Origin of the sequence: Tomitella fengzijianii, assembly GCF_007559025.1 — a bacterium.
Lineage (GTDB): Bacteria > Actinomycetota > Actinomycetes > Mycobacteriales > Mycobacteriaceae > Tomitella > Tomitella fengzijianii.
On the sequence record NZ_CP041765.1, the window covers coordinates 1,129,947 to 1,151,249 of the forward strand.

Sequence of the window (21,303 nt, forward strand, 5' to 3'; positions counted from 1 at the left end):
GTCACTCCTACTTGAGGCTGCCGATTCCGAGGGAACCGTGGGTGTCGGGGGCGGGGGCGTCGCCGGCCTCGTCCGCCGCAGCGCGTCCCGCGACCGGTGCGGGGGGCAGATCGCCGAGGAAGGACTGGGACGGAACGAAGTACAGGTTGCCGGTCTGCGGCGTGGAGAAGTCGAGGAGTCGATCGTAGTTGCCGGGCGGGTCGCCCAGGAACATGTTGCGCAGCATGCGCTCGAGCGTGTCCGCGCGTTTGGCGTACCCGATGAAGTAGGTGCCGTGCAGGTCCTCGGTGGGGGCGCCGAAGGGCATGTTGGCGCGATAGATGGCCAGGTCGTTTCCGTCGTCGTCGGCGATGTCGGTGAGCGCCACGTGGGAGTTCGTCGGCCGGTCGTCGCCCAGCTCGATGTCGTCGAGCTTCGTGCGGCCCACCACCCGCTGCTGTTCCTCGACGGAGACGGCGTTCCAGGAGTCCATGTCGTGCAGGTACTTCTGCACGATGACATAGCTGCCGGCGGCGAAGGGGTCTCCGGCGTCGATGTAGGCGGCGCCGGCCGCTTCCGCGCCCTCCGGGTTCTCCGTGCCGTCGACGAAGCCGAGGAGGTTGCGGCGGTCGAAATACTGGAAGCCGTGCACCTCGTCGACGGGGCTTACTGCGCCGCGCAGTGCGCTCATGATCTGGTCGGCCAGCGCGAAGCATGCGCCGGGCGACCCGGCCTGGATGTGGAAGAGCAGGTCGCCGGGGGTGGAGGGGGCACTGTGGCGGCCGCCGTCGAGTTCGACGAACGGGTGCAGCTCCGGCGGCGGTTCCGCCGCGAACAGCCGGGGCCAGGCGTCGGCGCCGATGCCGATGACGACCTCCGGTGCGGAGTCGGGTTTGCGGAACGCGATCGCCCTGCGCAGACCGGCGACGTCGGGCAGCAGTACGCGCACCGCCTCCTCGCCGCCGGTGTCGATGGTGAGCGTCAGGAAGATCGCGGCGGACGTCAGCGGCGTCGCGACCGACTGGGGTTTGGCGGGCGGCAGGCTCGTTCCGCCGGAGCGGTTCTCGTGCCCCTCGGTCATCGATCGTCTCCTGTCCATGGTCGGCCTTCGTGCGTGGCCTTCGTGCGTGGCGGCCGGGCGCAGCACCGGTTCGCGCCCGGACGATTCAGCACCCGGACGATTCAGCGCCCGGCCGGGTGCACTTGCGCGCTACTCGAACATGCGTCTCCCACCGTAATGGAACGCGTGTCTCCGGGCACCCGGTCGGCGGAGAAGACGCTGTCGGTGGCGCCTGCCATGATGGCGTCATGGCCACCGCTGATACCTCCCGCTTCGAAGGTTCCGACAGCCCCGAAGGTTCCGGCAGCCCCGTCACGTCCGCGGACGCCGCGGGTCTGTGCGAGTTCATCGACGCCTCGCCGTCCCCGTTCCATGCGTGCGAGACGGCGGCGGCGCGTCTGCGGGCCGCCGGCTTCCGCGAGCTCGACGAGACCGATTCGTGGCCGGAGGAACCCGGCGGGTACTTCCTGATCCGCGGCGGCTCGCTCATCGCCTGGCGGTCCCGCGGCCACCGCACGGAAACCTTTGTCCCGACGGCGTATGCGGCGCGCCCGTTCCGCATCATCGGCGCCCACACCGACAGCCCCAACCTGCGGGTCAAGCAGCACCCGGAGATCGACTCGGCGGGCTGGCGGATGGTGGGCCTGGAGCCGTACGGCGGCGCCTGGCTCAACTCGTGGCTGGACCGCGACCTGGGTGTTTCCGGCCGCCTGGCGGTGTCCGCCGGGCGCGGGGTGGAGCACCGGCTCGTGCGCGTGGACCAGCCGGTGCTGCGCGTGCCGCAGCTCGCGATCCACCTGTCGGAGGACCGCAAGGGCGTGCAGCTCGACCCGCAGCGGCACGTCGACGCGGTGTACGGGCTGGGCTCGTGGGCGGACGGGCCGGAGGGCGGATTCCTCGGCATGCTCGCGGACCGGGCGGGGGTCCCGGCGCAGTCGGTGTTGGGCTGGGAGCTCATGACGCACGACCTCGCGCCCAGCGCCCTCACCGGGGCGGACGGTGAGCTGGTCAGCGCGCCGCGGCTGGACAACCAGGCGACGTGCTATGCCGGGCTCAGCGCGCTGCTGGACGCGGCGGCGGAGGAGCAGGACGCGGCGGACCCGGTGCTGGTGCTGTTCGATCACGAGGAGGTCGGGAGCATGTCCGCGCGCGGCGCGTTTTCCGACCTGCTCGGGACGGTGCTCGAGCGGGTGGTGCTGGCGCGCGGCGGCGGGCGCGACGACTACCTGCGGGCGCTGGCCGGGTCGCTCTGTGTCTCCGGCGACATGGCGCACGCCACCCACCCCAACTATGCGGAGCGGCACGAACCCCGGCACACCATCCTCGCGGGGGGCGGTCCCGTGCTCAAGGTCAATCAGAACCTCCGCTACGCCTCCGACGCCACCGGCGCCGCCGAGTTCGCGCTGGCCTGCGAGCGGGCCGGAGTGCCGTTGCAGCGGTACGTGCATCGCGCGGACCTGCCGTGCGGTTCGACCATCGGTCCCATCACCGCCTCGCGCACCGGCATCACCACCGTCGACGTGGGGGCGCCGCAGCTGGCCATGCACTCGGCGCGCGAGCTGATGGCCGCGTCGGACGTCGCGGCGTACGCGGCGGCGCTGGCGGCGTTCCTGGCGGGCTGAGACGCATGTTCGACGGGGATCGCACGCCGCCCCCCGTCGGGTGCACCTGCCAGCGCCGGAGGAACCCGCACGGATAGACTGACCGTGCCATCGCCGTGGGCATTCCGCTGCACCGAAAGGACCCTTCCACCCGTGTCAGCACAGTCACCCGTGTCAGCGCAGCAGTCAGCGTCAGCACAGCCGTCCGTCGTCTCGGAACAGGCCGTGGACACGGTCTCGAACGCAGCCGCCACCCCGGACCTCGAGCAGCCTTTCCGCGAGCTGGGCTTGAAGGACGACGAGTACGCGCGCGTCCGCGAGATCCTGGGCCGCCGCCCCACGGACGCCGAACTGGCCATGTATTCGGTGATGTGGAGCGAGCACTGCTCCTACAAGTCGTCCAAGGTGCACCTGAAGTACTTCGGCGAGACCACCACGGAGCAGATGCGCTCGAAGATGCTCGCCGGCATCGGCGAGAACGCGGGCGTGGTCGACATCGGCGACGGCTGGGCGGTGACCTTCAAGGTGGAGAGCCACAACCATCCGTCCTATGTGGAGCCGTATCAGGGTGCGGCCACCGGCGTGGGCGGCATCGTGCGCGACATCATGGCGATGGGCGCGCGGCCGATCGCGGTCATGGATCAGCTGCGGTTCGGTGCCGTCGAGCACGCCGACACCCGGCGCGTGGTCGACGGCGTCGTGGCGGGCGTCGGCGGATACGGCAACTGCCTGGGCCTGCCGAACATCGGCGGCGAGACCGTCTTCGACTCCTCCTATCAGGGTAACCCCCTGGTCAACGCGCTGTGTGCGGGCGTGATGCGCAAGGAGGACCTGCACCTGGCGCACGCGTCGGGCACCGGCAACCGGATCATCCTGTTCGGCGCCCGCACCGGCCTGGACGGCATCGGGGGCGTCTCGGTGCTGGCGTCGGAGACCTTCGACGAATCGCAGGGCCGCCGCAAGCTTCCCGCCGTGCAGGTGGGCGACCCGTTCACGGAGAAGGTCCTCATCGAATGCTGCCTGGAGCTCTACGCGGCGGAGCTCGTCGTGGGGATCCAGGACCTCGGCGGCGCGGGGCTCGCCTGCGCCACCTCTGAGCTGGCCGCGGCCGGCGACGGCGGCATGCTGGTCCGGTTGGACCGGGTCCCGCTGCGTGCCGAGGGCATGACCCCGGCGGAGGTGCTCTCCAGCGAGTCGCAGGAACGCATGTGCGCGGTCGTCGCGCCGGAGAACGTCGACGCGTTCATGGCGGTCTGCGCCAAGTGGGACGTGCTGGCCACCGACATCGGCGAGGTGACCGACGGCGACAACCTCGTCATCCAATGGAACGGGCGGACCGTGGTGGACGCGCCGCCGTCGAGCCTCGCCGACGAGGGCCCGGTGTACCACCGGCCGGTCGCGCGCCCGGACTCCCAGGATGCGCTGATCGGGAACACCACGGCGTCGTTGGCGCGCCCGCAGACGTCCGCGGATCTGCGCGCCACGCTGATGCGGATGATCGCCTCGCCGCAGCTGTGCAGCCGCAAATGGATCACCGAGCAGTACGACCGCTACGTGCGCGGCAACACCGTGCTGGCGGAGAACGCCGACTCCGGCGTGATCCGCATCGACGAGGAGACGGGGCGCGGCATCGCCCTGGCCACCGACGCCTCCGGCCGGTACACGGCGCTCGACCCCTATGCGGGTGCGCAGCTGGCCCTGGCCGAGGCCTACCGCAGCGTGTCCGTCAGCGGCGCGGTGCCCGCGGCGGTCACGAACTGCCTCAACTTCGGTTCGCCCGAGGACCCGGGCGTGATGTGGCAGTTCCAGCAGGCGGTGCGCGGGCTGGCGGACGGATGCGCCCAGCTGGGCATCCCCGTGACCGGCGGCAACGTGAGCTTCTACAACCAGACCGGCAGCGAGCCGATCCTGCCCACTCCCGTGGCGGGCGTGCTCGGCGTTTTCGACGACGTCCACCGCCGCCTCCCGACGGGGCTGGGGCGCGAGCCGGGGGAGACCCTGATCCTGCTCGGCGAGACGCGCGACGAGCTCGACGGCTCCGCGTGGTCGCAGGTGGAGCACGGCCACCTCGGCGGCGTGCCGCCGCGCGTCGACCTGGAGCGCGAGCGGCTGCTCTCCGAGATCCTCGTCGCCGGCAGCCGCGACGGACTGCTCAGCGCCGCACATGACCTGTCCGAGGGCGGACTGGCCCAGGCGGTCATCGAATCCGCGTTGGCGGGCGAGACGGGCTGCCGGGTCATCATCCCCGAGGGCGCCGACCCGTTCGTGACGCTGTTCTCGGAGTCCGCCGGCCGGGCGCTGGTGGCGGTGCCGCGCACCGAGGAGAGCCGGTTCATCGCGATGTGCGACGCGCGTGCGATGCCGTGGGTGCGCATCGGCGTCGTCGACCAGGGGTCCGACTCGGTGGAGGTGCAGGACCACTTCCAGGTGACCCTCGACGAGCTGCGTGAGGTGCACGAATCGACGCTGCCGAAGCTGTTCGGCTGACGCCGGGCGCGGGGCGGCGGTCAGCCGGGGACGGCGTCGTCGAGCCAGTCGAAGACGACCTCGTTGCGGCGGGCCGGCGCCATCGGGGCGCAGTGGTACTGGGCGCCGTCGGCGGCGGTGAGCGTGACCAGTGTCTTGTCATCGACTGTGAGCAGTGACAGGAACTCCTCTGGTTGCCCGGGATAGAAGCTCTCGCCCTCGTAGTCGAGCACAAGCGTGGGGCACCGGATCCGGGGCGTGTCCTCGGCGACGGTGAACTTCTTCATCCGTGCCGCGACGGCGGCGAAATCGCGGGTGGGATGTCCTGCGAGCGCCGCGCGGTGCGCCTCCGGGGTGTAGATCTCCATGCGCTTGGCCACGGTGAACCGCTGCTCCGGCGACATCCCGGGGACCATGTGCTCGTTCCAGATCGTGTTCGTCCGTTCGGGGTCGTCGGGGTCGACGATCTGCCGCACCTGGTCGGGAAGTGTCCGCCACATGTCCACTGCGGGCGGATCGGCGACGAGCGCGGCGAGCCGATGCTCGTAGGCCGCCGCCCGGGCCACGAGCTCTCCTCCCATGCTCCACCCGGTGAGTGCGATGGCGTTTGCGGCGACGTCGTCGCGCCCGGAGAGCAGATCGACGATCGGCGTGATCACTTTCTCCCAGTCGGGGCGGAAGGGGATGCCCCGCTCGAACAGCATCGCGCCCTGTCCCGGGCCCTCGAAGACCAGGGCGTTCCAGTCCCGGTCCAGCGCCGCGCGGACGCCGTAGGCGATCAGCTCGACGCCCTGCGCGTCGCTGCCGTTGTTGACTATCACGGTGCGCCGCGCCGTTCCGGAGTCGTCGGGCCTGAACAGCCACCCCGTCAGGCCGCCGTCGCCGTACGGGATCTGCACGATCTCGGCGGCGGGACGCGACCCGATCGCCAGACCGGCGCCGGAAACGCCCCGGTCCCATCCCTTGCGGTACTCCGCGTAGAGGGCCTTCTCGTCGCCCGGGTCGGCGGTGCCGAGCACGAAGAACACGGCGCGCGTGTAGTACGACGCGGCGCGGAGCGCGGTATCGCGGGCCGTGACGCGGTCGCCGGCCGCCGTCGCGGCATCGGAGGCCGCTGCCAGGCGGTCGCCCATCGCCCGGAATGCGGTGACGTAGCCGTCGTAGCCTGCGCCGGCGGCGTTCGCCTGGTTCACCGCGGTGACGACCTCGCCGGCCTCGGAGATCCCGTAGGCCGATTCGCCGAGGCCGAACAGCGCGTCGAAGTTCATCGACTCGTCGGCGAAGAGCCGGAACGGGGGAAGCGGCGTGGCACCGGGCCCGGGAGGGCCGGGAGGAGGAGGCGTGAGGGTGGTCGGCGGTGCGATCGGGCCGGCGGCCGCCGGCGCGGTGCCTCCGGCCGCATTCGACCCGCACGCCGCGAGCCCGAGGGCGGCGCCGGCGCCGAGGGCGCCGGCGAGGAAACCGCGACGGGTGGCGGTGGCGGGGTCCATGGTTTCCGGCCTCCTCGTGCCGGCCCGCGTGGGGGACCGGCGGCGTGGTCCGCGAGGTGATTCATGCTAGGGAATTCCGTGGGGGTCCGTGCCGGTTCGGGCAGAACCCGCATGGACGAAGATGGAACCCGCATGGACGAAGATGGAACCCGCATGGACGAAGATGGAACCCGCATGGACGAAGATGGAACCCGCATGGACGAGGACGGGCACCTCGGCGGGTGGAGGGCCGACGTACGGCCCGACGGTGCTCGCGCGGGTAATAGCATGAGCCTGTCCGTCCTGGAATGACGAAGCGGGAAGGGGGCATCCGGTGTCCATGGTTCCGGCGTCCCGCCTCGCCCGTGCCCGCCGCCGTGCTCGTTAGGCCCGGCGACGCGGAGCGCGGCGCCGCCCCCGCGGACGACCCGGCCGGCGGCGACGCCGGCGCACCGCGCGTCGGGGAGATCGGCGAGGACGGCCCGCGGCGGTACCCTCGCCTGCGCGGGGCGGGCCGGTGGGCCGCCGGACTGGCGAAGTTCGACATCACCGGCGTCTTCTTCGCGACGCTGTTCCTGTGCTGGTCGCTGACCCCGTCGCTGCTGCCGCGCGGGTGGCTGTACCAAGGCCTCATCGGCGGAATCAGCGCGGCTCTGGGGTACGGCGTGGGGCTGGTCGCCGGCTGGGCGGTGCGGCGCGTCTACCTGGACCGCCGGCCATGGTGGCCGCTGCGGCGGCCCCGCCTGCACGCGGTGCGCGTCGCCGTGGTGCTCGTGTGCGTGGTGGCCACGATCGGCATGCTGATCCTGTCGTCGATGTGGCAGCGCGACCTCGCCGCGCTCATGGGCGAGCAGGGGGCGAGCGCCGGCGGATACATCCGGGCCGGTCTGGTCACCGTCGGCGTGCTCGCCGCCGTCGTCACCGCGGCGCGGTTGCTGCGGGACGCGGCGGTGGGGATCGGCAGGGTGCTGTCCCGGCGCACCGGCATGCCCCGGGCGGCGGCGGTCGCGATGGGATCGGTCGCCGTCGCCGCCATTGTGTTGGTGGTGGTCGACGAGGTGCTGCTGCGCGTCACGGAAGGCGTCACCAACCGCATCTTCAGCGCCAACAACGAGGCGACGCCGCCCGGGATCGAGCAGCCGCTGCAACCGGAGCGCTCGGGCAGCGGCGCGTCGCTGATCCCCTGGGACACCCTCGGTTACGAGGGGCGGTACTTCGTGGCGCGGGGCTGGCGCCAGGACGAGCTGCAGCGGCAGACGGGCGAACCCGCGAAGCAGCCGATACGGCTGTACGTCGGCCTCGATTCGGCGCCCACGCCGCAGGACCGCATGCGGCTGCTGCGCGAGGAGATCGCGCGCACGGGCGCGTTCGACCGTGAAGCCGTCATCGTCATCCCCACCACCGGCACGGGATGGGTCAATCCCACCGCCGCGCAGGCCATCGAGCTGATGTACGGCGGGGACACGGCGATCATCGCCTCCCAATACTCCTACAAGCCCAGCGCAGTGTCGTTTCTGACCGACCGCGACGCCGCGGCGGAGGCCGGGAAGCGACTGATCGACACTGTGCACGACGAGTACGAGGAGACTGTGGCCGGGCGGCCGGACGGAGACCGGCCCGAGTTGTACGTCTACGGGGAGAGCCTGGGCGTCACGGCGGGCGAGGGGGCCTTCGAGTCACTCGCGGACGTCAGGGAGACCGTGGACGGGGTCCTGTGGGTGGGGCCGCCCAACAGCAGCCGGCTGTGGCGCAGCATCGTCACGCGCCGGGATCCGGGCACCGACGAGATCGAGCCCACCTACGCGGGCGGATTGGTGGTGCGATTCGCGAACGACGCCGAAGACATCCGGGCCGACGAGCTGCAGGAGGCGCGCGGCCAGGGGACGTGGCTGAAGCCGCGGGTGCTCTATATCCAGCACCCGTCCGACCCGGTGGTGTGGTGGTCGACCGACCTGCTGCTGCACCGGCCGGCCTGGCTGTCCGAGACGCCGGGGTACGACCGCCTGGAGGCGATGCGCTGGTTCCCGCTGGTCACCTTCTGGCAGGTGAGCGCGGACCTGGCGATGGCGGCGGACGTCCCCGACGGGCACGGCCACAACTACGGCACCCAGATGCTCGACGGGTGGGCGGCCGTGGCGGCGCCGCCCGGCTGGACCGACGGCGACACCGAACGGACGCGCGTACTTCTGCAACGGGCCCGTGATCACCAGGGGCCGGAGAAATGAGCGGGCCGTGAGGCCGCCCCGCCGTTGCGGGCGCAAGAACGAAGGCGGATGCGCTCCGACGGGCGCACGGACGGAGGCAGGTGGCTGTGGCAGGACGGAGAACGGCGGACCCGGCGCGCACGCGGGCGGCGATGCTCGCGGTGCGCGCGTGGCTGGACGCTGCAGATGGTGACGCCGCTGGCGGTGACGCCGCTGTCGGTGACGCCGCCGCCGGTGGTGCCACGGACGGTGGTGCCACGGACGGTGGTGCCACGGACGGTGGCGGCGGGGCGCCCGCAGCCGGGGGCAGGCCCGCGCGGGCCGTCGTCGCGGAGGCGGTGCGCCTGAGCGCGCGCACGCTGGAGGCGGTCGCGCCGGGGCACAGCGTGGAGGTGCGTGTTCCGCCGTTCGTCGCCGTGCAATGCATCGAAGGACCCCGGCACACGCGGGGGACGCCGCCGAACGTGGTGGAGACCGATGCGCTGACATGGCTCCGGCTCGCGTCGGGACGGTGGACGTGGGAGCGGGCGGTCGCGGGCGGCGCGGTGACGGCGTCGGGCTCGCGCGCGGCGGAGATCGCACGCTGGTTGCCGATCGTGCCGCTGTGAACACCGCCGGCGCCGTCGGCGAGGGTGTGACCGACCACGCCCGGTGGCGCGGCGGCGGTGGCCGTAGAATGAGTGGCGCATCGCCCAGCCGCGCAAGGGAGCACTCAGTGGTGACCGACGTCGATCCGACGAGCACCGACAGCACACCCCACGTCATGACGCATCCGGAGGCCGACGAGCCGGAGCCGCGCGAGGAATGCGGCGTGTTCGGCGTCTGGGCGCCGGGCGAGGACGTCGCCAAGATGACCTACTACGGCCTCTACGCGCTGCAGCACCGCGGACAGGAGGCCGCCGGTATCGCCGCGGCGGACGGCGCGCAGATCCTCGTCTTCAAGGATCTGGGCCTGGTCTCCCAGGTGTTCGACGAGCAGACCTTGGGATCGATGCGCGGCCATATCGCCATCGGGCACACGCGCTATTCCACAACGGGCGCCACCACGTGGGAGAACGCGCAGCCGATCTTCCGCACCACCACCGCGGGCACCGGCATCGCGCTCGGCCACAACGGCAACCTCGTCAACACCGCGGAACTCGCGGCGGAGGCGTCGGAGAAGGGGCTGCTTGGCCGCAGCCGCGGCGCCGGGCGTGGCAGTTCCGACTCCGACCTCATCGGCGCCCTGCTGGCGTACGCGGCGGCGGACAGCACCATCGAGCAGGCGGCGATAGAGCTCCTCCCGCGGCTGCGCGGCGCATTCTGCCTGACCTTCATGGACGAGAACACCCTCTACGCCGCGCGCGACCCGCATGGCGTGCGCCCGCTATGCCTGGGGCGGTTGGAACGCGGCTGGGTGGTCGCCAGCGAATCGTCGGCGCTCGACATCGTCGGCGCCTCGTTCGTCCGCGACATCGAACCGGGTGAGCTGCTCGCGATCGACGCGGACGGGGTGCGTTCCTCGCGTTTCGCCGAGCCCACGGTCAAGTCGTGCGTGTTCGAGTACGTGTACCTGGCGCGGCCGGACAGCGTGATCGACGGCCGCTCGGTGCACGCCACCAGGGTCGAGATCGGTCGCAGGCTGGCGGGGGAGTGCCCTGCGCCGGAAGGCGAACTGGTCATCCCGGTCCCGGAGTCGGGCACGCCCGCGGCCATCGGCTACGCGCAGGGGTCCGGCATCTCCTACGGGCAGGGGCTGGTCAAGAACGCCTACGTGGGCCGCACGTTCATCCAGCCGAGCCAGACCATCCGCCAGTTGGGCATCCGGCTCAAGCTCAACCCGCTGCGCGAGGTGATCCGCGGCAAGAGGCTCGTCGTCGTCGACGATTCGATCGTGCGCGGCAACACCCAGCGCGCACTCGTCCGCATGCTCCGCGAAGCCGGCGCCGCCGAGGTGCATGTGCGCATCGCCTCACCGCCGGTGCGCTGGCCCTGCTTCTACGGCATCGACTTCGCCTCGCCCGCCGAACTGATCGCCAACAACACGGGCAGCGGCACCGGCCGTGCACCCGCGGCGGACGGCGACGTCCATCATGCCGATCGCGTGGCGGACCTGGTGGAGGGAGTGCGGCAGAGCATCGGCGCGGACTCGCTGGGCTACATCTCCACGGACGGGATGATCGCCGCCACGCAGCAGCCTTCTTCGCGATTGTGCGCGGCCTGTTTCGACGGCACGTACCCCATCGCGCTTCCCGCGGAGGAGTCGCTGGGCAAGAACGTCCTGGAGCCGATGTTCGAGCGGGCAGACGCCGACGGCGGTGCCGGCGAACGCGGCGGCATCGTCGAGGACCGCGGTGGCGATGAGCCCGCTGACGCCATGAGCGGGCGCAACGACAATGTCGACGCTCTGCGCAGGCCCTGACCGGGCCGGGAAGCGCGAGGGAGCCACGGTGGCGCGGCTGTGCGCCGCCGGGGCCGCGGAACCGGGCCGGTTGCGGCGGGGGCGCGGCTGCGGTCCGGTATCGTGGGCGTGCAAGTCCGCCCTGATGCAGATGCCCGAACACAGGCACCTCGAACACAGGCGCCCGGAACGCAGGCCCCCATCGCAGGGGCCGGACCGGCGTGGTGGTGTCTGCACGATCGTGCTTGCGTGACCGTCCGTCCCGCCCGAGCCGAGTGACCCCGCGATCCCGCCTGTGATCCGGCTCTGCTCGAGAACCCATCACAGCTGTCGGAGCCGTAACCTGATGACCGAGAATTCCCAGTCCGAGGACACACCGGCGCAGTCCAGCCGGGGCGCTTCCTACGCCGCCGCCGGTGTGGACATCGCCGCCGGTGAACGCGCCGTGGAGCTGTTCGCCGATCACGTCTCCAAGGCCACGCGTCCGGAGGTCGTCGGCGGCATCGGCGGATTCGCCGGGCTGTTCGCGCTCAAGGGCGGATATCGGGAACCGCTGCTCGCCGCCTCCTCGGACGGTGTGGGCACCAAGATCGCGGTGGCACAGGCCATGGACAAGCACGACACCGTGGGGCAGGACCTCGTGGCGATGGTGGTGGACGACCTCGTCGTCTGCGGTGCGGAACCGCTGTTCCTGCAGGACTACATCGCCGTCGGCAAGGTCGTCCCGGAACGCGTGGCGGAGATCGTCGGCGGCATCGCCGACGGGTGCGCCATCGCCGGGTGCGCGCTGCTGGGCGGAGAGACAGCGGAGCACCCGGGCCTGATGGAGCCGGGCGTGTACGACCTGTCCGCCACCGGTGTCGGCGTGGTCGAGGCTGAGGACGTCCTGGGCCCGGACAAGGTCCGCCCGGGCGACGTCGTCATCGGCATGCGCGCGTCGGGGCTGCACTCCAACGGCTATTCCCTGGCGCGCAAGGTGCTCCTCGACATCGCCCGTCTTCCGCTGGACGGCTACGTGGAGGAGTTCGACCGCACCCTGGGTGAGGAGATGCTCGAGCCCACCCGCATCTACGCCAAGGACTGCCTGGCGTTGATCGCGGAGACCGAGGTGCGCACGTTCTGCCACGTCACGGGCGGGGGGCTCGCGTCGAACCTCGCCCGCGTCATCCCGCAGGGTCTCGTGGCCGAGATCGATCGGGGCTCGTGGACGCCGGCCGCGGTGTTCGCCCTGATCGCGCAGCGCGGCCGCGTCGAGCGTGCCGAGATGGAACAGACCTTCAACATGGGCGTGGGAATGGTCGCCGTCGTGGCGCCCGAGGACGTGGACCGCGCCCTGGCCGTTCTCACCGCACGCCACGTCGATTCTTGGGTGCTGGGCAGCGTGCGCAAGCCCGCGGAGGACGAGGCGGAGCGGGCGATCCTGGTGGGCGATCACCCGAGGTTCTGACCGGCTTTGCGGCCCCATCCGGCCCGGGCCCCGCGCTGCATGTGCGCGGGGCCCGGGCCGGATGCGTCTGTGACCGCGATTGCCGGAGCCACACGTCTCGCGAGTGCGGAGCGAAAAGCACGGTACGACGCTGGACCGTGCAGTCCGGCGTCGTACCGTGTATTCAAGGCCAGACGAGCGGCCGCGGCTCGCGGCGCACTCGCGTGCTCGGGGTGAGGCTCCTCAGCTACGCCACTGGTCGTGGTCGTCGTCCCACGAGGACTCCGCGTCCTGCTCCGAGCGATCGTCCTCAAGCAGGTCGCCCCCGGAGGGCGACGAGGTCGACAACTCCTGCTGCAGGCTTTCGAAGTCTGTCGTCGGGGAGGAGTACTTCAGCTTCCGAGCAACCTTGGTCTGCTTTGCCTTCGCCCGGCCGCGGCCCATGGCTGCCCCCTTCGCGCAATGACGGGGCGGCCTGGGGAAACGTGGCGGCCCCGTACAACTGAGTATCTTTTCCTGCCACACACTCTAGCCTGCTCGCGCGAGAAGTGCCGCCACCGCCCACCGACGGTGTCGTAATGAACATGCCTGCAGTCCGCCGACCAGCGTAGGAGCGCATCGGCGGGCGCGGACGCAGACTGCGGCATCCGTCAGGTCAGCGCCCCCTCAACCGGTCGATCGCAGCACGGCCGGCCTGCACCCGGTCGTCACGCGGGACCGAGTCGGGGTCGATGGACGCGGCGACGCCGCCCGCGACGAGCGGGGTGTCCGCGGGCACCGAGCGCTTGACCAGAGCGAGCGCGACCGGCCCCAGCTCGAAGTGGTCGATCACCGTGCCGACGCGGCCGACGGTGCGGCCGTCCGCGGTGACCGGGTCGCCGAGGGCGGGGCGCTGGTCCTCGCTGCCGTCGAGGTGGAGCAGTACCAGATTGCGCGGGGCGCGGCCCAGGTTGTGCACGCGCGCCACCGTCTCCTGCCCGCGGTAACAGCCCTTGTCCAGGTGGACCGCGCCGCCCTCGTCCGGCCCGCCGATCCAGCGGACTTCGTGGGGGATCGTGCGGTCGTCCGTGTCGACGGAGAGCCTGGGATTCAGGGACTCGACCCGCAACGCCTCGAAGGCCCACGTGCCTGCGGGGCGCGCGCCGGCACCGGTCAGCCGGTCCCACCACTCGGCCAGCCGGCTCCGCGGAACCACGAGGTCCAGCGCGCCCTGCGCCGGCCACGGCATGCGGCGGACGAATCCGCCGCCGGGAAGCGGTGCAGAAGCGTAGAGCCGCTCCGGGACCGGCACGACGGATGCGAACTCGGGGTGCTGCTGCGGGGCGGTCGCGTGCAGGCCGTCGCCGAGGATCGTGAGAACCGCGTGGTCGTCGGCGGCCTGGGGCTCGACCTTCGCCCAGAACACCATGGAGGTCAGGTAGTGGAGCAGCGAGCGCCCGTGCCCGGGCTCCGTATCGAGCCACAGGGTGTCGTCCCGGTCGGTGAGGACGAAGTGCTCCTGGATCCGCCCCGAGATGTCGAGGACGAGATCCTCGGCGCCGTCGTCGGGCGACAGGGATTCGAGGTGCTGGCTGGTGAGGGAGTGCAGCCAGGAGAGGCGCTCCGGCCCCGGTATCCGGATCACCGGCCTATGCGAGCGGTCGACCACGGCGATGCCGCGGGCGGCGGCGCGTTGCTCGCCGAACGGGTCGCCGAAATGCCATGCGACGCCGTCATCGGAGACCGTGCCCGCGCCGGGGGGTGCGGGGACTGCGCCGGGCACCGACATGGAGGGGCCGTCGGGTACGGGAGTGCTGACTTGGTGGGACGTGTCGTCACGTGAAGCCGGAACCACGTGCCCATCCTACGTCCGCCCCGCCGCGGCACGCTGTACGTGATTGCGCGGGCGCGGGCGGGTGCCCGCATTAGGCTGGTCCCATGACTGATACGGGCGTGAAGGATGGTCCTGGCGGCACTCGTGGCGGCGTGCAGGTCGTGATGACCCTCGACGGCGCGGCGCATGCGCCCGACGCCCCGCTGCTCTACGCCGACGACCTGGCGGTGCTCCGCGGCGACGGGGTGTTCGAGACGGTGCTCGTGCGCGGGGGGACGCCGCGGTTGCTGGACGCGCACGTGGAGCGCCTCGCCGGTTCGGCGCGCATGCTGGAGCTGCCTTCCCCCGACAAGGAGGCGTGGCGGCGCATGGCGAAGGCCGCTGCGGCGCGCTGGGGGACGAAGGACGAGGGCGTGATGCGTCTGGTCCTGACCCGCGGGCGCGAGTCCGGGGGTGGTCCCACCGGCTTCGCCCTGGTCTCACCCTTGCCGGCGCGGAGCCTGCGGGTCCGCAAGGACGGGCTGGCCGTCATCACGATGGACTGCGGGCGCTCGGTGGAGACGGCCGGTGCGTCGCCGTGGCTGCTGGCCGGGGCGAAATCCATCTCTTACGCGTCCAACATGGCCGCCCTGCGATACGCCGAGCGGCAGGGCGCCGGAGACGTGATCCTGGTCAGTTCCGAGGGGTATGTGCTGGAAGGACCACGGTCGACGGTGGTGATCGCGCGCGACGGCGGACTGATCAGCCCGCCCGTGGAGCACGGGATCCTGCCCGGCACCACACAGCATGCGCTGTTCGAGGCCGCCCGGGAACGCAGGATCGCCTGCCGGCACGCGCCGCTGCGGCCGGCGGACCTCATCGCCGCGGAGGGGGTCTGGTTGCTGTCGTCCACCACGCTGGTGGCGTCGGTGCGCACGGTCAACGGGGTCGAGATCGGCCGGTCGGAGCTGGACGGCACCGTTCGGTCCATGGTGGAGACGGCGGTGGGCGGCGGGGCCGGCACCGACGGGCGGGAAGCCGCAACGGCCACGGCGGACGGCGCGTAGGCGGGTTCAGCGCGGGGCGGTCCCCGCAAGTGGTGGGAACGGCCCGCGGGCGCTCAGGTTTGCGTCTGAGGGGCCTGGTGGGCTGCGAGGATCTTGTCCAGGCGTGCGCGGCGCCGCGGTGGGACAAGCCCTGTCAGAAGCACCTGCAGCATCTCGTCGACGCGCCGGGACAGGTCGGTCCTCCGGGTCTCGAACTGGGAGAACAGCTGCACGCCTGCGAACGCGGACACGATGAAGTGCGCGAGCGCCCCGGCGTCCACGTCCTCACGCAAGTCGCCCTCGTCGATCGCGCGTGCTGCGAGCCGCGCGCATCCGGCGATCCAGGTTTCGTAGGGATGATGCGGGCCGTCCGTGATGCTCAGCTCGAGTGTGATGCGCACGCCGGCCCGGACTATCGGGTCCTCCAGGATCTGCCGTGCCATCTCGTGGCAGACCATGACGATCTGCTCGAGTGCGGCGGAGCCCGACTCCTCGATGGCCTCGACTGCCGCATGGGACTGCCGCTCCTGCTCCACGATGACCTCGCGGGCGAGGGCTTCCTTGGTCTTGAAGTGGAAGTACAGTGCGCCCTTCGTGGTGCCGGCCGCCTCGACGACGTCGTTGAGGCTGGCCCCGTCATAGCCGTACCGCTCGAAGGCGATGGCGGCGCCCTTGACGATGAGCGCGCGCGTCGTGAAGGCGCGTGCCTGTGTGACCATCGCGGTGACCTCCGGAGCCTGGGCGGTACCGCACTTGTCGCGCGGTACCGCGGTGTGATGCATCGATGAGGCGCGCGCCGTCATCGAATGGCCGACCCGCGGCCGTCGAACGGGTAGCCGCCATGGGCGGCGACCGATTCTGCGCGAGTAGAACGTGTCACATATTAAATTACCATCAAGAGAATTGCAGGGTGATGCCTCGTCGCAGTCGACCGCAGATGCGCGCCGATGGGGCCACCGGCTGCGGCGTGGCGCGTGGCGCTGGTGGCGAAGGGATAGGTGGCGAAGGGGCGGGTGATCGCCGATGGCAGTGCTCAGACTGCGTACGCGGGGCCGGTCCGGGTGGCGGGCGCTGCGAGTGAACGGTCCCGTCGATCGGGGACGGGCCCGCCGAGGCAGGGGCGGTCAGCCGGCGTAGCGGCTCAGACGCGCCGACATGTGGGGGCGGGGCTCGCCGTCGGCGAAGGCGCGTTCCTCGACGTACGCGAGGTCGCCGCCCTCGACGATCCCGTAAATGCGGGTGGCGCCGCCGTAGTGGGGGCCGGTGGCGCTGCGGATGACGACGTCCGTCGCCATCTCCCAGGAGGATTGATTGCGCGGCGCGCCGTAGAACATCTCGATCACGCCGGAACTGTGCGTGAGCATGAACTCGATGACGTCGTCGTTCGTGATGCGCCAGAACCCCGACTCGCGGAGGGTGGGGCGGACGAAAGCGCCCTCATCGTCGAGCAGCCACGCCCGCGCCTCCCAGGCGAGATACTCGCCCCCGTCGTGGGTGATCGTGATCTGCTGGCCGAAGCGGTGGGCGCCCAGCGCGGGGGAGTCCCCCTCGCCCTCGCCGCGCCATACCCCGACGAGCGGAAGCAGTGCCAGCAGCGCCGGATTCAGGTCCGGCCCCTGGCGCAGGTTCGCGGTGTCGTCCGGCAGCGGCAGGCCGGGAAGGTTGCTCAGGTTGCGGTCTGCGGAGCCGGTGCCGGCGGCCCGCTCGGCGGCCTCCGAGACGGCCCGGTTGGCCGAACCCGCAACGGGCGACGGCCCGACCGGTGCGGGAGCGTAGCCTGTGGGGTCGTCGTTCGACGGCCCGGACATCACTGGTCGGGGGACTCGTTCGAGATCGTGCGCATCACCGTGTAGACGGCGAACCATGCGATGGCGATGCTGCACAGGACCAGAAGGATCGTAAAGAAGATTTCCACGCCTGCCATCCTATCGTGATCGGGGTCCGGCGAATGCGCGCAGGGCCGCATGTGCCGGATATCGCGAGCGGGGGCCCGGCACCGCACGGTGCCGGGCCCCCGCGCCCCGGATGCGACCGGGGCGGCGTCACGGTCGGCTACGCGCCGATGGTGATCGTCGTCTCGTGCACGCCCGGCCCGGACGGTGCGATGGTCGTGTCGCCGTTGCCGGCGGACGACAGCGCACGGACGGTCCAGCTGCCCGGTCCGGCGAAGAACCGGAAGTCGCCGGTGGCGGACGCGACGACCTCGGCGGTGAACTCGCCCGACGAGTCGAGGAGACGGACGAACGCGCCGCCCACCGGCTGCCCGTCCTTTCCCGCGACCCGACCCGTGATCACGGTCTCGGTCTCCGCGTCGACCCCGGCGGGAAGGGTCTGACTCTGCACTGGTGCTCCGCACATGGTGATCTCCCTAGTGTGTTCTGGTGCGCTCTCAGGCGCCCTGTTCGACGGGGGCGCCGACGAGCGAGCCGTACTCGACCCAGCTGCCGTCGTAGTTCCTGACGTTCTTCTTGCCGAGGATCTCCTGGAGGACGAACCAGGTGTGGCTGGACCGCTCGCCGATCCGGCAGTAGGCGATGGTCTCCTTGGAGTCGTCGAAGCCCTTCGCGCCGTAAAGCTCGGTGAGCTCCTCGTCGGACTTGAAGGTGCCGTCCTCGTTGGCGGCCTGGCTCCAGGGGACGTTGAGCGCGCCGGGGACGTGGCCGCGGCCCTGCGCCTGCTCCTGCGGGAGATGCGCGGGCGCGGCCAGCTCGCCGGAGAACTCGCCGGGCGAGCGGACGTCGACCAGGTTCTGGTTCCCGATGGCGGCGATGACGTCGTCGCGGTAGGCGCGGATCGACGTGTCGGGCTGCTGCGCCTTGTACTCGGTGGCGGGGCGGTGCACCGCATCGGTGGACAGCGGACGCGCGTCGAGCTCCCACTTCTTGCGGCCGCCGTCGACGAGCTTGACGTCCTTGTGTCCGTAGTACTTCAGGTACCAGTACGCGTACGCGGCGAACCAGTTGTTGTTGCCGCCGTACAGGACGACGGTGTCGTCGGCGGCGATGCCGCGCTCGGAGAGCAACTTGCTGAATCCCTCGCGGTCGAGGAAATCGCGGCGGACGGGGTCCTGCAGGTCCGCGCGCCAGTCCAGGCGCACGGCGCCCTCGATGTGTCCGGTCTCGTACGCGCTGGTGTCTTCGTCGACCTCGACGAAGACGATGCCGTCCGCGCCGATGTTCTTCTGTGCCCAGTCGGTGCTGACCAGGACGTCGGAGCGTGCCATGAGGTTCCTTCCTCGCTGTATCACCGCAGGGGCGGTGACGCTGGGTGTGTGACTCTCGATCAGTCGATGCGAAAATCGTTCCCCGGCAACGTGATGCCGGTGGATTCTGCGGGGCGATCGCGCGGGGGCGACCGGGTCTCCCGGCGGGTGCGGCCGTCATCGCGGCACAGCCCGCCGGCGGGGCACCGGATCCGGCGCCGGCGGCGCCGCACGAAGGCGGCGGGTCCGGCGGCGCGGAATCCGGTCATGTCATTCGCAGGTAGGCGATCATCGGGTACATCCGGCAGCCCAGGCAGAAGCCGAAGGCGGCGTTCAGCAGCGCGGCGAACAGTGCCAGCGCAGTGGCGAGCGCGCCGAGCAGCGGTACTCCCGCCGCGTATCCGGCCACGCCGACTGCCGCGAAGACTAGGCCCACAGTCTGCGCGAAACGCAGGGGCGCCACCGGTTCCCGCTCCGCCGGCGGCGTGATGCGGGGCGCGACGACGTGGGAGAAGAACCAGCCGTACGGGGTGCGGCGCGGGCCGAAGGCGGCGCCGACGGCGAACACCACGGCCTGGACGGCCAGCAGCCACCAGGCGCCGGTGAGCAGGACCGACGCCAGGACCACGGTGGTGACCGCAGCGGCGAATCGGGGGCCGCGGACGTCCACTACCGCGCTCTGCTGCCGGTGCGCCGGACGCTCAGCGTCGCGGTGGGTGGATTCGAGGGACATCGGGTGTGGGCTCCTTGGCTGCTGAGGATGCCGCGCAACGCGAAGAATGCTGCGGCTGCCGGGGATCCGGCGGGGGACTGCATGGGCGGCGTTCTCAGAGGTACCGGCGATCCGGATCGCGCCTCCGAGGGCGGCGATGGTCGGCATGCCCGAGAATCGATGCCGGGTCCGCGGTGGAATCACCGTTGGAAGCGACCTTTGCCTGGCCCGTCTATCAGCAACAGGAACAGCAACAGCCCCCGAGGCGGCACAGGTCTACTGCGCGGCGTCGGGTGAGCATCATTCGCTCGTGGCTTGTCTGCACACGGTGAGACTACCGTGCGCCCTGCGGTCTGCGCCACTCCGGGTGCGAACCGCGCGCATCAGCGGAGACTAGCGCCGTTGCCGCGGTCGCTCAGTGCAGCCGGTCGCTCAGTGCAGCCGGACGCTCAGTGCAGCCGGTCGCTCAGCGCAGCGGGCGCAGCGCTTCAGCGAGCGCGGACGCGTCCGGCACGCCGCTGATCCGGCCGTGGCCGACGCCCTCGGCGTCGTAGATGAAGGTCGTGGGCAGCGACATGACCCGCAGTCGGCGCGCCAACACCGCGTGCTCGTCCAGGTCGAGCTCGAGGTCCTGCACCGGGGCGCCTTCGGGAGCCTCCGCCGCCAGGCGCGCAGACGTGCCGGCCACCACCCGGCGCACCGCCGCGCAGGGGCCGCACCAGGTGGCGGAGAAGTGCACGACAGCGGGGCCGTCGCCGCGCAGCCCCGCGGCGCGCAGCAGCGCCTGCACCCCGGTCTGATCTCCGGACTCCTCTTCGGCCGTGTCGACGTCGCGATCGGCCTGGTCGTCCGGCCGGCCCGCGGGTGCCGGGCGTCGGGCCACCGTCTGTGCGCCGGCCGTGGGCTTCACCGTGCCCGAGCGCGCGCGCAGGACGAGCCCGACGGCCACGGCGAGCACGACCACCAGCACGAGGATCACCGTTCCCGTCATCGATCCCCCTCCGGGACGATCGTGTCCGGTGCCGATCGGAGGTCGGTCAGTCGGACCCGGACGTCGTCGGCGCCGCCCTGGACGACGATGTCGGTCCCGTCGGAGTGCACGCGGGTGGCGTCGAGGCCGTAGGGGAGGTGACGTGCGTCGATGGTGACGGCGAACTGCGGGCCGACGACCTCGATCGACGGGACCGGCTCGGGTTCGATGCCCGGCGCGCCGGCGCGGGGCCACACCGCGCTGGGGACGATCGACAGCATGCCCTTGTCCAGGACCAGATAGGCGACGACGGAGACCGGACTGCGCACGGGGCCGGATTCGTCCGCGGACGTCTGCACCGTCCCGGTCAGCAGCACGCGGTGGGCGCTGAGCGGCGGGCCGTAGGTGAGAGCGCCCGTCCGGGCGGCGTCGTCCGCGTCGGGCGGCTCGGACACCTCCAGGTCCGGGACGCCCAGCAGCCGGCCGAGCGTCGTCTGGCCGATGACCCAGCTCGCAGTGGCGTGCTCCGCGCGGACCGTCGTCCGGGGATCGGAGATTATGCCGCCATCCGGGAAATCCACTCCAGTGAAACGGGTTTCGACCGTGGTGCGGTAAGAGATCGGGGTGGGTACGTCCTGTGCGCTGACGGTGATGGCAGAGGCGTGCCCGCGGGGCACCGACCACAGGAACGGGAAGGCGGAGATCGAGACCTCCGGGTCGCTTCCGAGCGCTGCGCTGTCGCGTACGGCGCGCGATACGCGGTACTCGGTGGCGATCGCAGCGCCGAAGTCGACGACGACGAGCAGAGCCGCCAGCGCTGCCAGTCCCAGGACGAGTTTCCGCACCCGCCCATTGTCGCCGATCCCGCGGGGCGCCCTACGCGCGGTGGGGGCTGCCGATAGAATCGGCGCAAAGCGATGGATCCGCTGTGCGTTTGGGGGACCCGGTCTCCGCGGTCTCGTCCGGGACACAGCGTTCGGGCCGGGACGGCCGGGG

The 21,303-nt window shown here is 71.5% G+C and carries 19 protein-coding genes; 7 read left to right on the plus strand and 12 right to left on the minus strand.

From position 1 onward, the window contains the following. Positions 1-7: 7 nt before the first annotated feature. Positions 8-1,021 carry a Dyp-type peroxidase gene (locus FO059_RS05225; RefSeq protein ID WP_143910457.1) on the minus strand — a complete coding sequence of 338 codons (1,014 nt, stop codon included), beginning with the start codon at positions 1,019-1,021 and terminating at the stop codon, positions 8-10. Positions 1,022-1,287: 266 nt separating this feature from the next. Between FO059_RS05225 and FO059_RS05230 the strand changes: the two genes are divergently transcribed. Both FO059_RS05230 and purL read left to right on the plus strand, forming a co-directional pair. Then, a complete protein-coding gene (locus tag FO059_RS05230; RefSeq protein WP_143906956.1) occupies positions 1,288-2,661 on the plus strand; it encodes a M18 family aminopeptidase in 1,374 nt (457 codons plus the stop codon). Positions 2,662-2,811: 150 nt separating this feature from the next. Continuing rightward, positions 2,812-5,127 carry a phosphoribosylformylglycinamidine synthase subunit PurL gene (gene purL, locus FO059_RS05235; protein WP_143910458.1) on the plus strand — a complete coding sequence of 772 codons (2,316 nt, stop codon included), beginning with the start codon at positions 2,812-2,814 and terminating at the stop codon, positions 5,125-5,127. A gap of 20 nt (positions 5,128-5,147) precedes the next feature. Here the strand turns inward: purL and FO059_RS05240 are convergent, their stop codons facing one another. Then, a complete protein-coding gene (locus tag FO059_RS05240; RefSeq protein WP_143906958.1) occupies positions 5,148-6,596 on the minus strand; it encodes an alpha/beta hydrolase in 1,449 nt (482 codons plus the stop codon). 356 nt (positions 6,597-6,952) lie between these two features. On the opposite strand from FO059_RS05240, the gene FO059_RS05245 reads away from it, so the two are divergent. The 4 genes from FO059_RS05245 to purM all read left to right on the plus strand — a co-directional run bounded on the left by FO059_RS05245 (position 6,953) and on the right by purM (position 12,606). After that, positions 6,953-8,800 (plus strand): alpha/beta hydrolase, encoded by a 1,848-nt coding sequence (locus FO059_RS05245; RefSeq protein ID WP_233266900.1) that lies wholly within the window; start codon positions 6,953-6,955, stop codon positions 8,798-8,800. A gap of 131 nt (positions 8,801-8,931) precedes the next feature. Further along, positions 8,932-9,387 carry a sterol carrier family protein gene (locus FO059_RS05250; RefSeq protein ID WP_158726613.1) on the plus strand — a complete coding sequence of 152 codons (456 nt, stop codon included), beginning with the start codon at positions 8,932-8,934 and terminating at the stop codon, positions 9,385-9,387. Positions 9,388-9,542: 155 nt separating this feature from the next. Next, positions 9,543-11,180 (plus strand): amidophosphoribosyltransferase, encoded by a 1,638-nt coding sequence (gene purF, locus FO059_RS05255; RefSeq protein ID WP_143910459.1) that lies wholly within the window; start codon positions 9,543-9,545, stop codon positions 11,178-11,180. A 325-nt stretch (positions 11,181-11,505) separates the two neighbouring features. After that, positions 11,506-12,606: a phosphoribosylformylglycinamidine cyclo-ligase gene (gene purM, locus FO059_RS05260; protein ID WP_143906962.1), complete on the plus strand. Its 1,101-nt coding sequence runs from the start codon at positions 11,506-11,508 to the stop codon at positions 12,604-12,606. Between the two features lie 222 nt (positions 12,607-12,828). Here the strand turns inward: purM and FO059_RS05265 are convergent, their stop codons facing one another. Continuing rightward, the gene (locus FO059_RS05265) at positions 12,829-13,029 is read right to left on the minus strand and encodes a DUF3073 domain-containing protein (protein ID WP_143906964.1); all 201 of its coding nucleotides are present in this window, start codon (positions 13,027-13,029) and stop codon (positions 12,829-12,831) included. A gap of 211 nt (positions 13,030-13,240) precedes the next feature. After that, positions 13,241-14,353, minus strand: a complete 1,113-nt coding sequence (gene ygfZ, locus FO059_RS05270) for a CAF17-like 4Fe-4S cluster assembly/insertion protein YgfZ (RefSeq protein WP_143910460.1) — start codon at positions 14,351-14,353, stop codon at positions 13,241-13,243. A 149-nt stretch (positions 14,354-14,502) separates the two neighbouring features. Between ygfZ and FO059_RS05275 the strand changes: the two genes are divergently transcribed. Next, positions 14,503-15,444 carry an aminodeoxychorismate lyase gene (locus FO059_RS05275; RefSeq protein WP_143906966.1) on the plus strand — a complete coding sequence of 314 codons (942 nt, stop codon included), beginning with the start codon at positions 14,503-14,505 and terminating at the stop codon, positions 15,442-15,444. Between the two features lie 53 nt (positions 15,445-15,497). Here the strand turns inward: FO059_RS05275 and FO059_RS05280 are convergent, their stop codons facing one another. From FO059_RS05280 to FO059_RS05310, 8 genes are all read right to left on the minus strand, one after another. Beyond that, positions 15,498-16,142, minus strand: coding sequence for a ScbR family autoregulator-binding transcription factor (locus tag FO059_RS05280; RefSeq protein WP_143906968.1), 645 nt, complete (start codon positions 16,140-16,142; stop codon positions 15,498-15,500). Between the two features lie 405 nt (positions 16,143-16,547). After that, positions 16,548-17,231 carry an FABP family protein gene (locus FO059_RS05285; protein WP_143906970.1) on the minus strand — a complete coding sequence of 228 codons (684 nt, stop codon included), beginning with the start codon at positions 17,229-17,231 and terminating at the stop codon, positions 16,548-16,550. A 244-nt stretch (positions 17,232-17,475) separates the two neighbouring features. Further along, entirely contained in the window at positions 17,476-17,781 is a 306-nt protein-coding gene (locus tag FO059_RS05290; protein ID WP_143906972.1) for a DUF1416 domain-containing protein, read from the minus strand. A gap of 31 nt (positions 17,782-17,812) precedes the next feature. Next, on the minus strand, positions 17,813-18,646 hold the full coding sequence (locus FO059_RS05295) for a sulfurtransferase (protein ID WP_143906974.1): 834 nt from the start codon (positions 18,644-18,646) through the stop codon (positions 17,813-17,815). Between the two features lie 244 nt (positions 18,647-18,890). Then, complete coding sequence (locus FO059_RS05300; protein WP_143906976.1) at positions 18,891-19,358, minus strand: DUF4395 domain-containing protein; 468 nt, start codon at positions 19,356-19,358, stop codon at positions 18,891-18,893. Positions 19,359-19,572: 214 nt separating this feature from the next. Further along, complete coding sequence (locus tag FO059_RS19000) at positions 19,573-19,641, minus strand: putative leader peptide (RefSeq protein ID WP_372435213.1); 69 nt, start codon at positions 19,639-19,641, stop codon at positions 19,573-19,575. A gap of 162 nt (positions 19,642-19,803) precedes the next feature. Continuing rightward, a complete protein-coding gene (locus tag FO059_RS05305) occupies positions 19,804-20,328 on the minus strand; it encodes a thioredoxin family protein (protein WP_143906977.1) in 525 nt (174 codons plus the stop codon). Continuing rightward, positions 20,325-21,152: an LmeA family phospholipid-binding protein gene (locus FO059_RS05310; RefSeq protein ID WP_158726603.1), complete on the minus strand. Its 828-nt coding sequence runs from the start codon at positions 21,150-21,152 to the stop codon at positions 20,325-20,327. The genes FO059_RS05305 and FO059_RS05310 overlap by 4 nt, the downstream gene beginning before the upstream one ends. Positions 21,153-21,303: the final 151 nt, after the last annotated feature.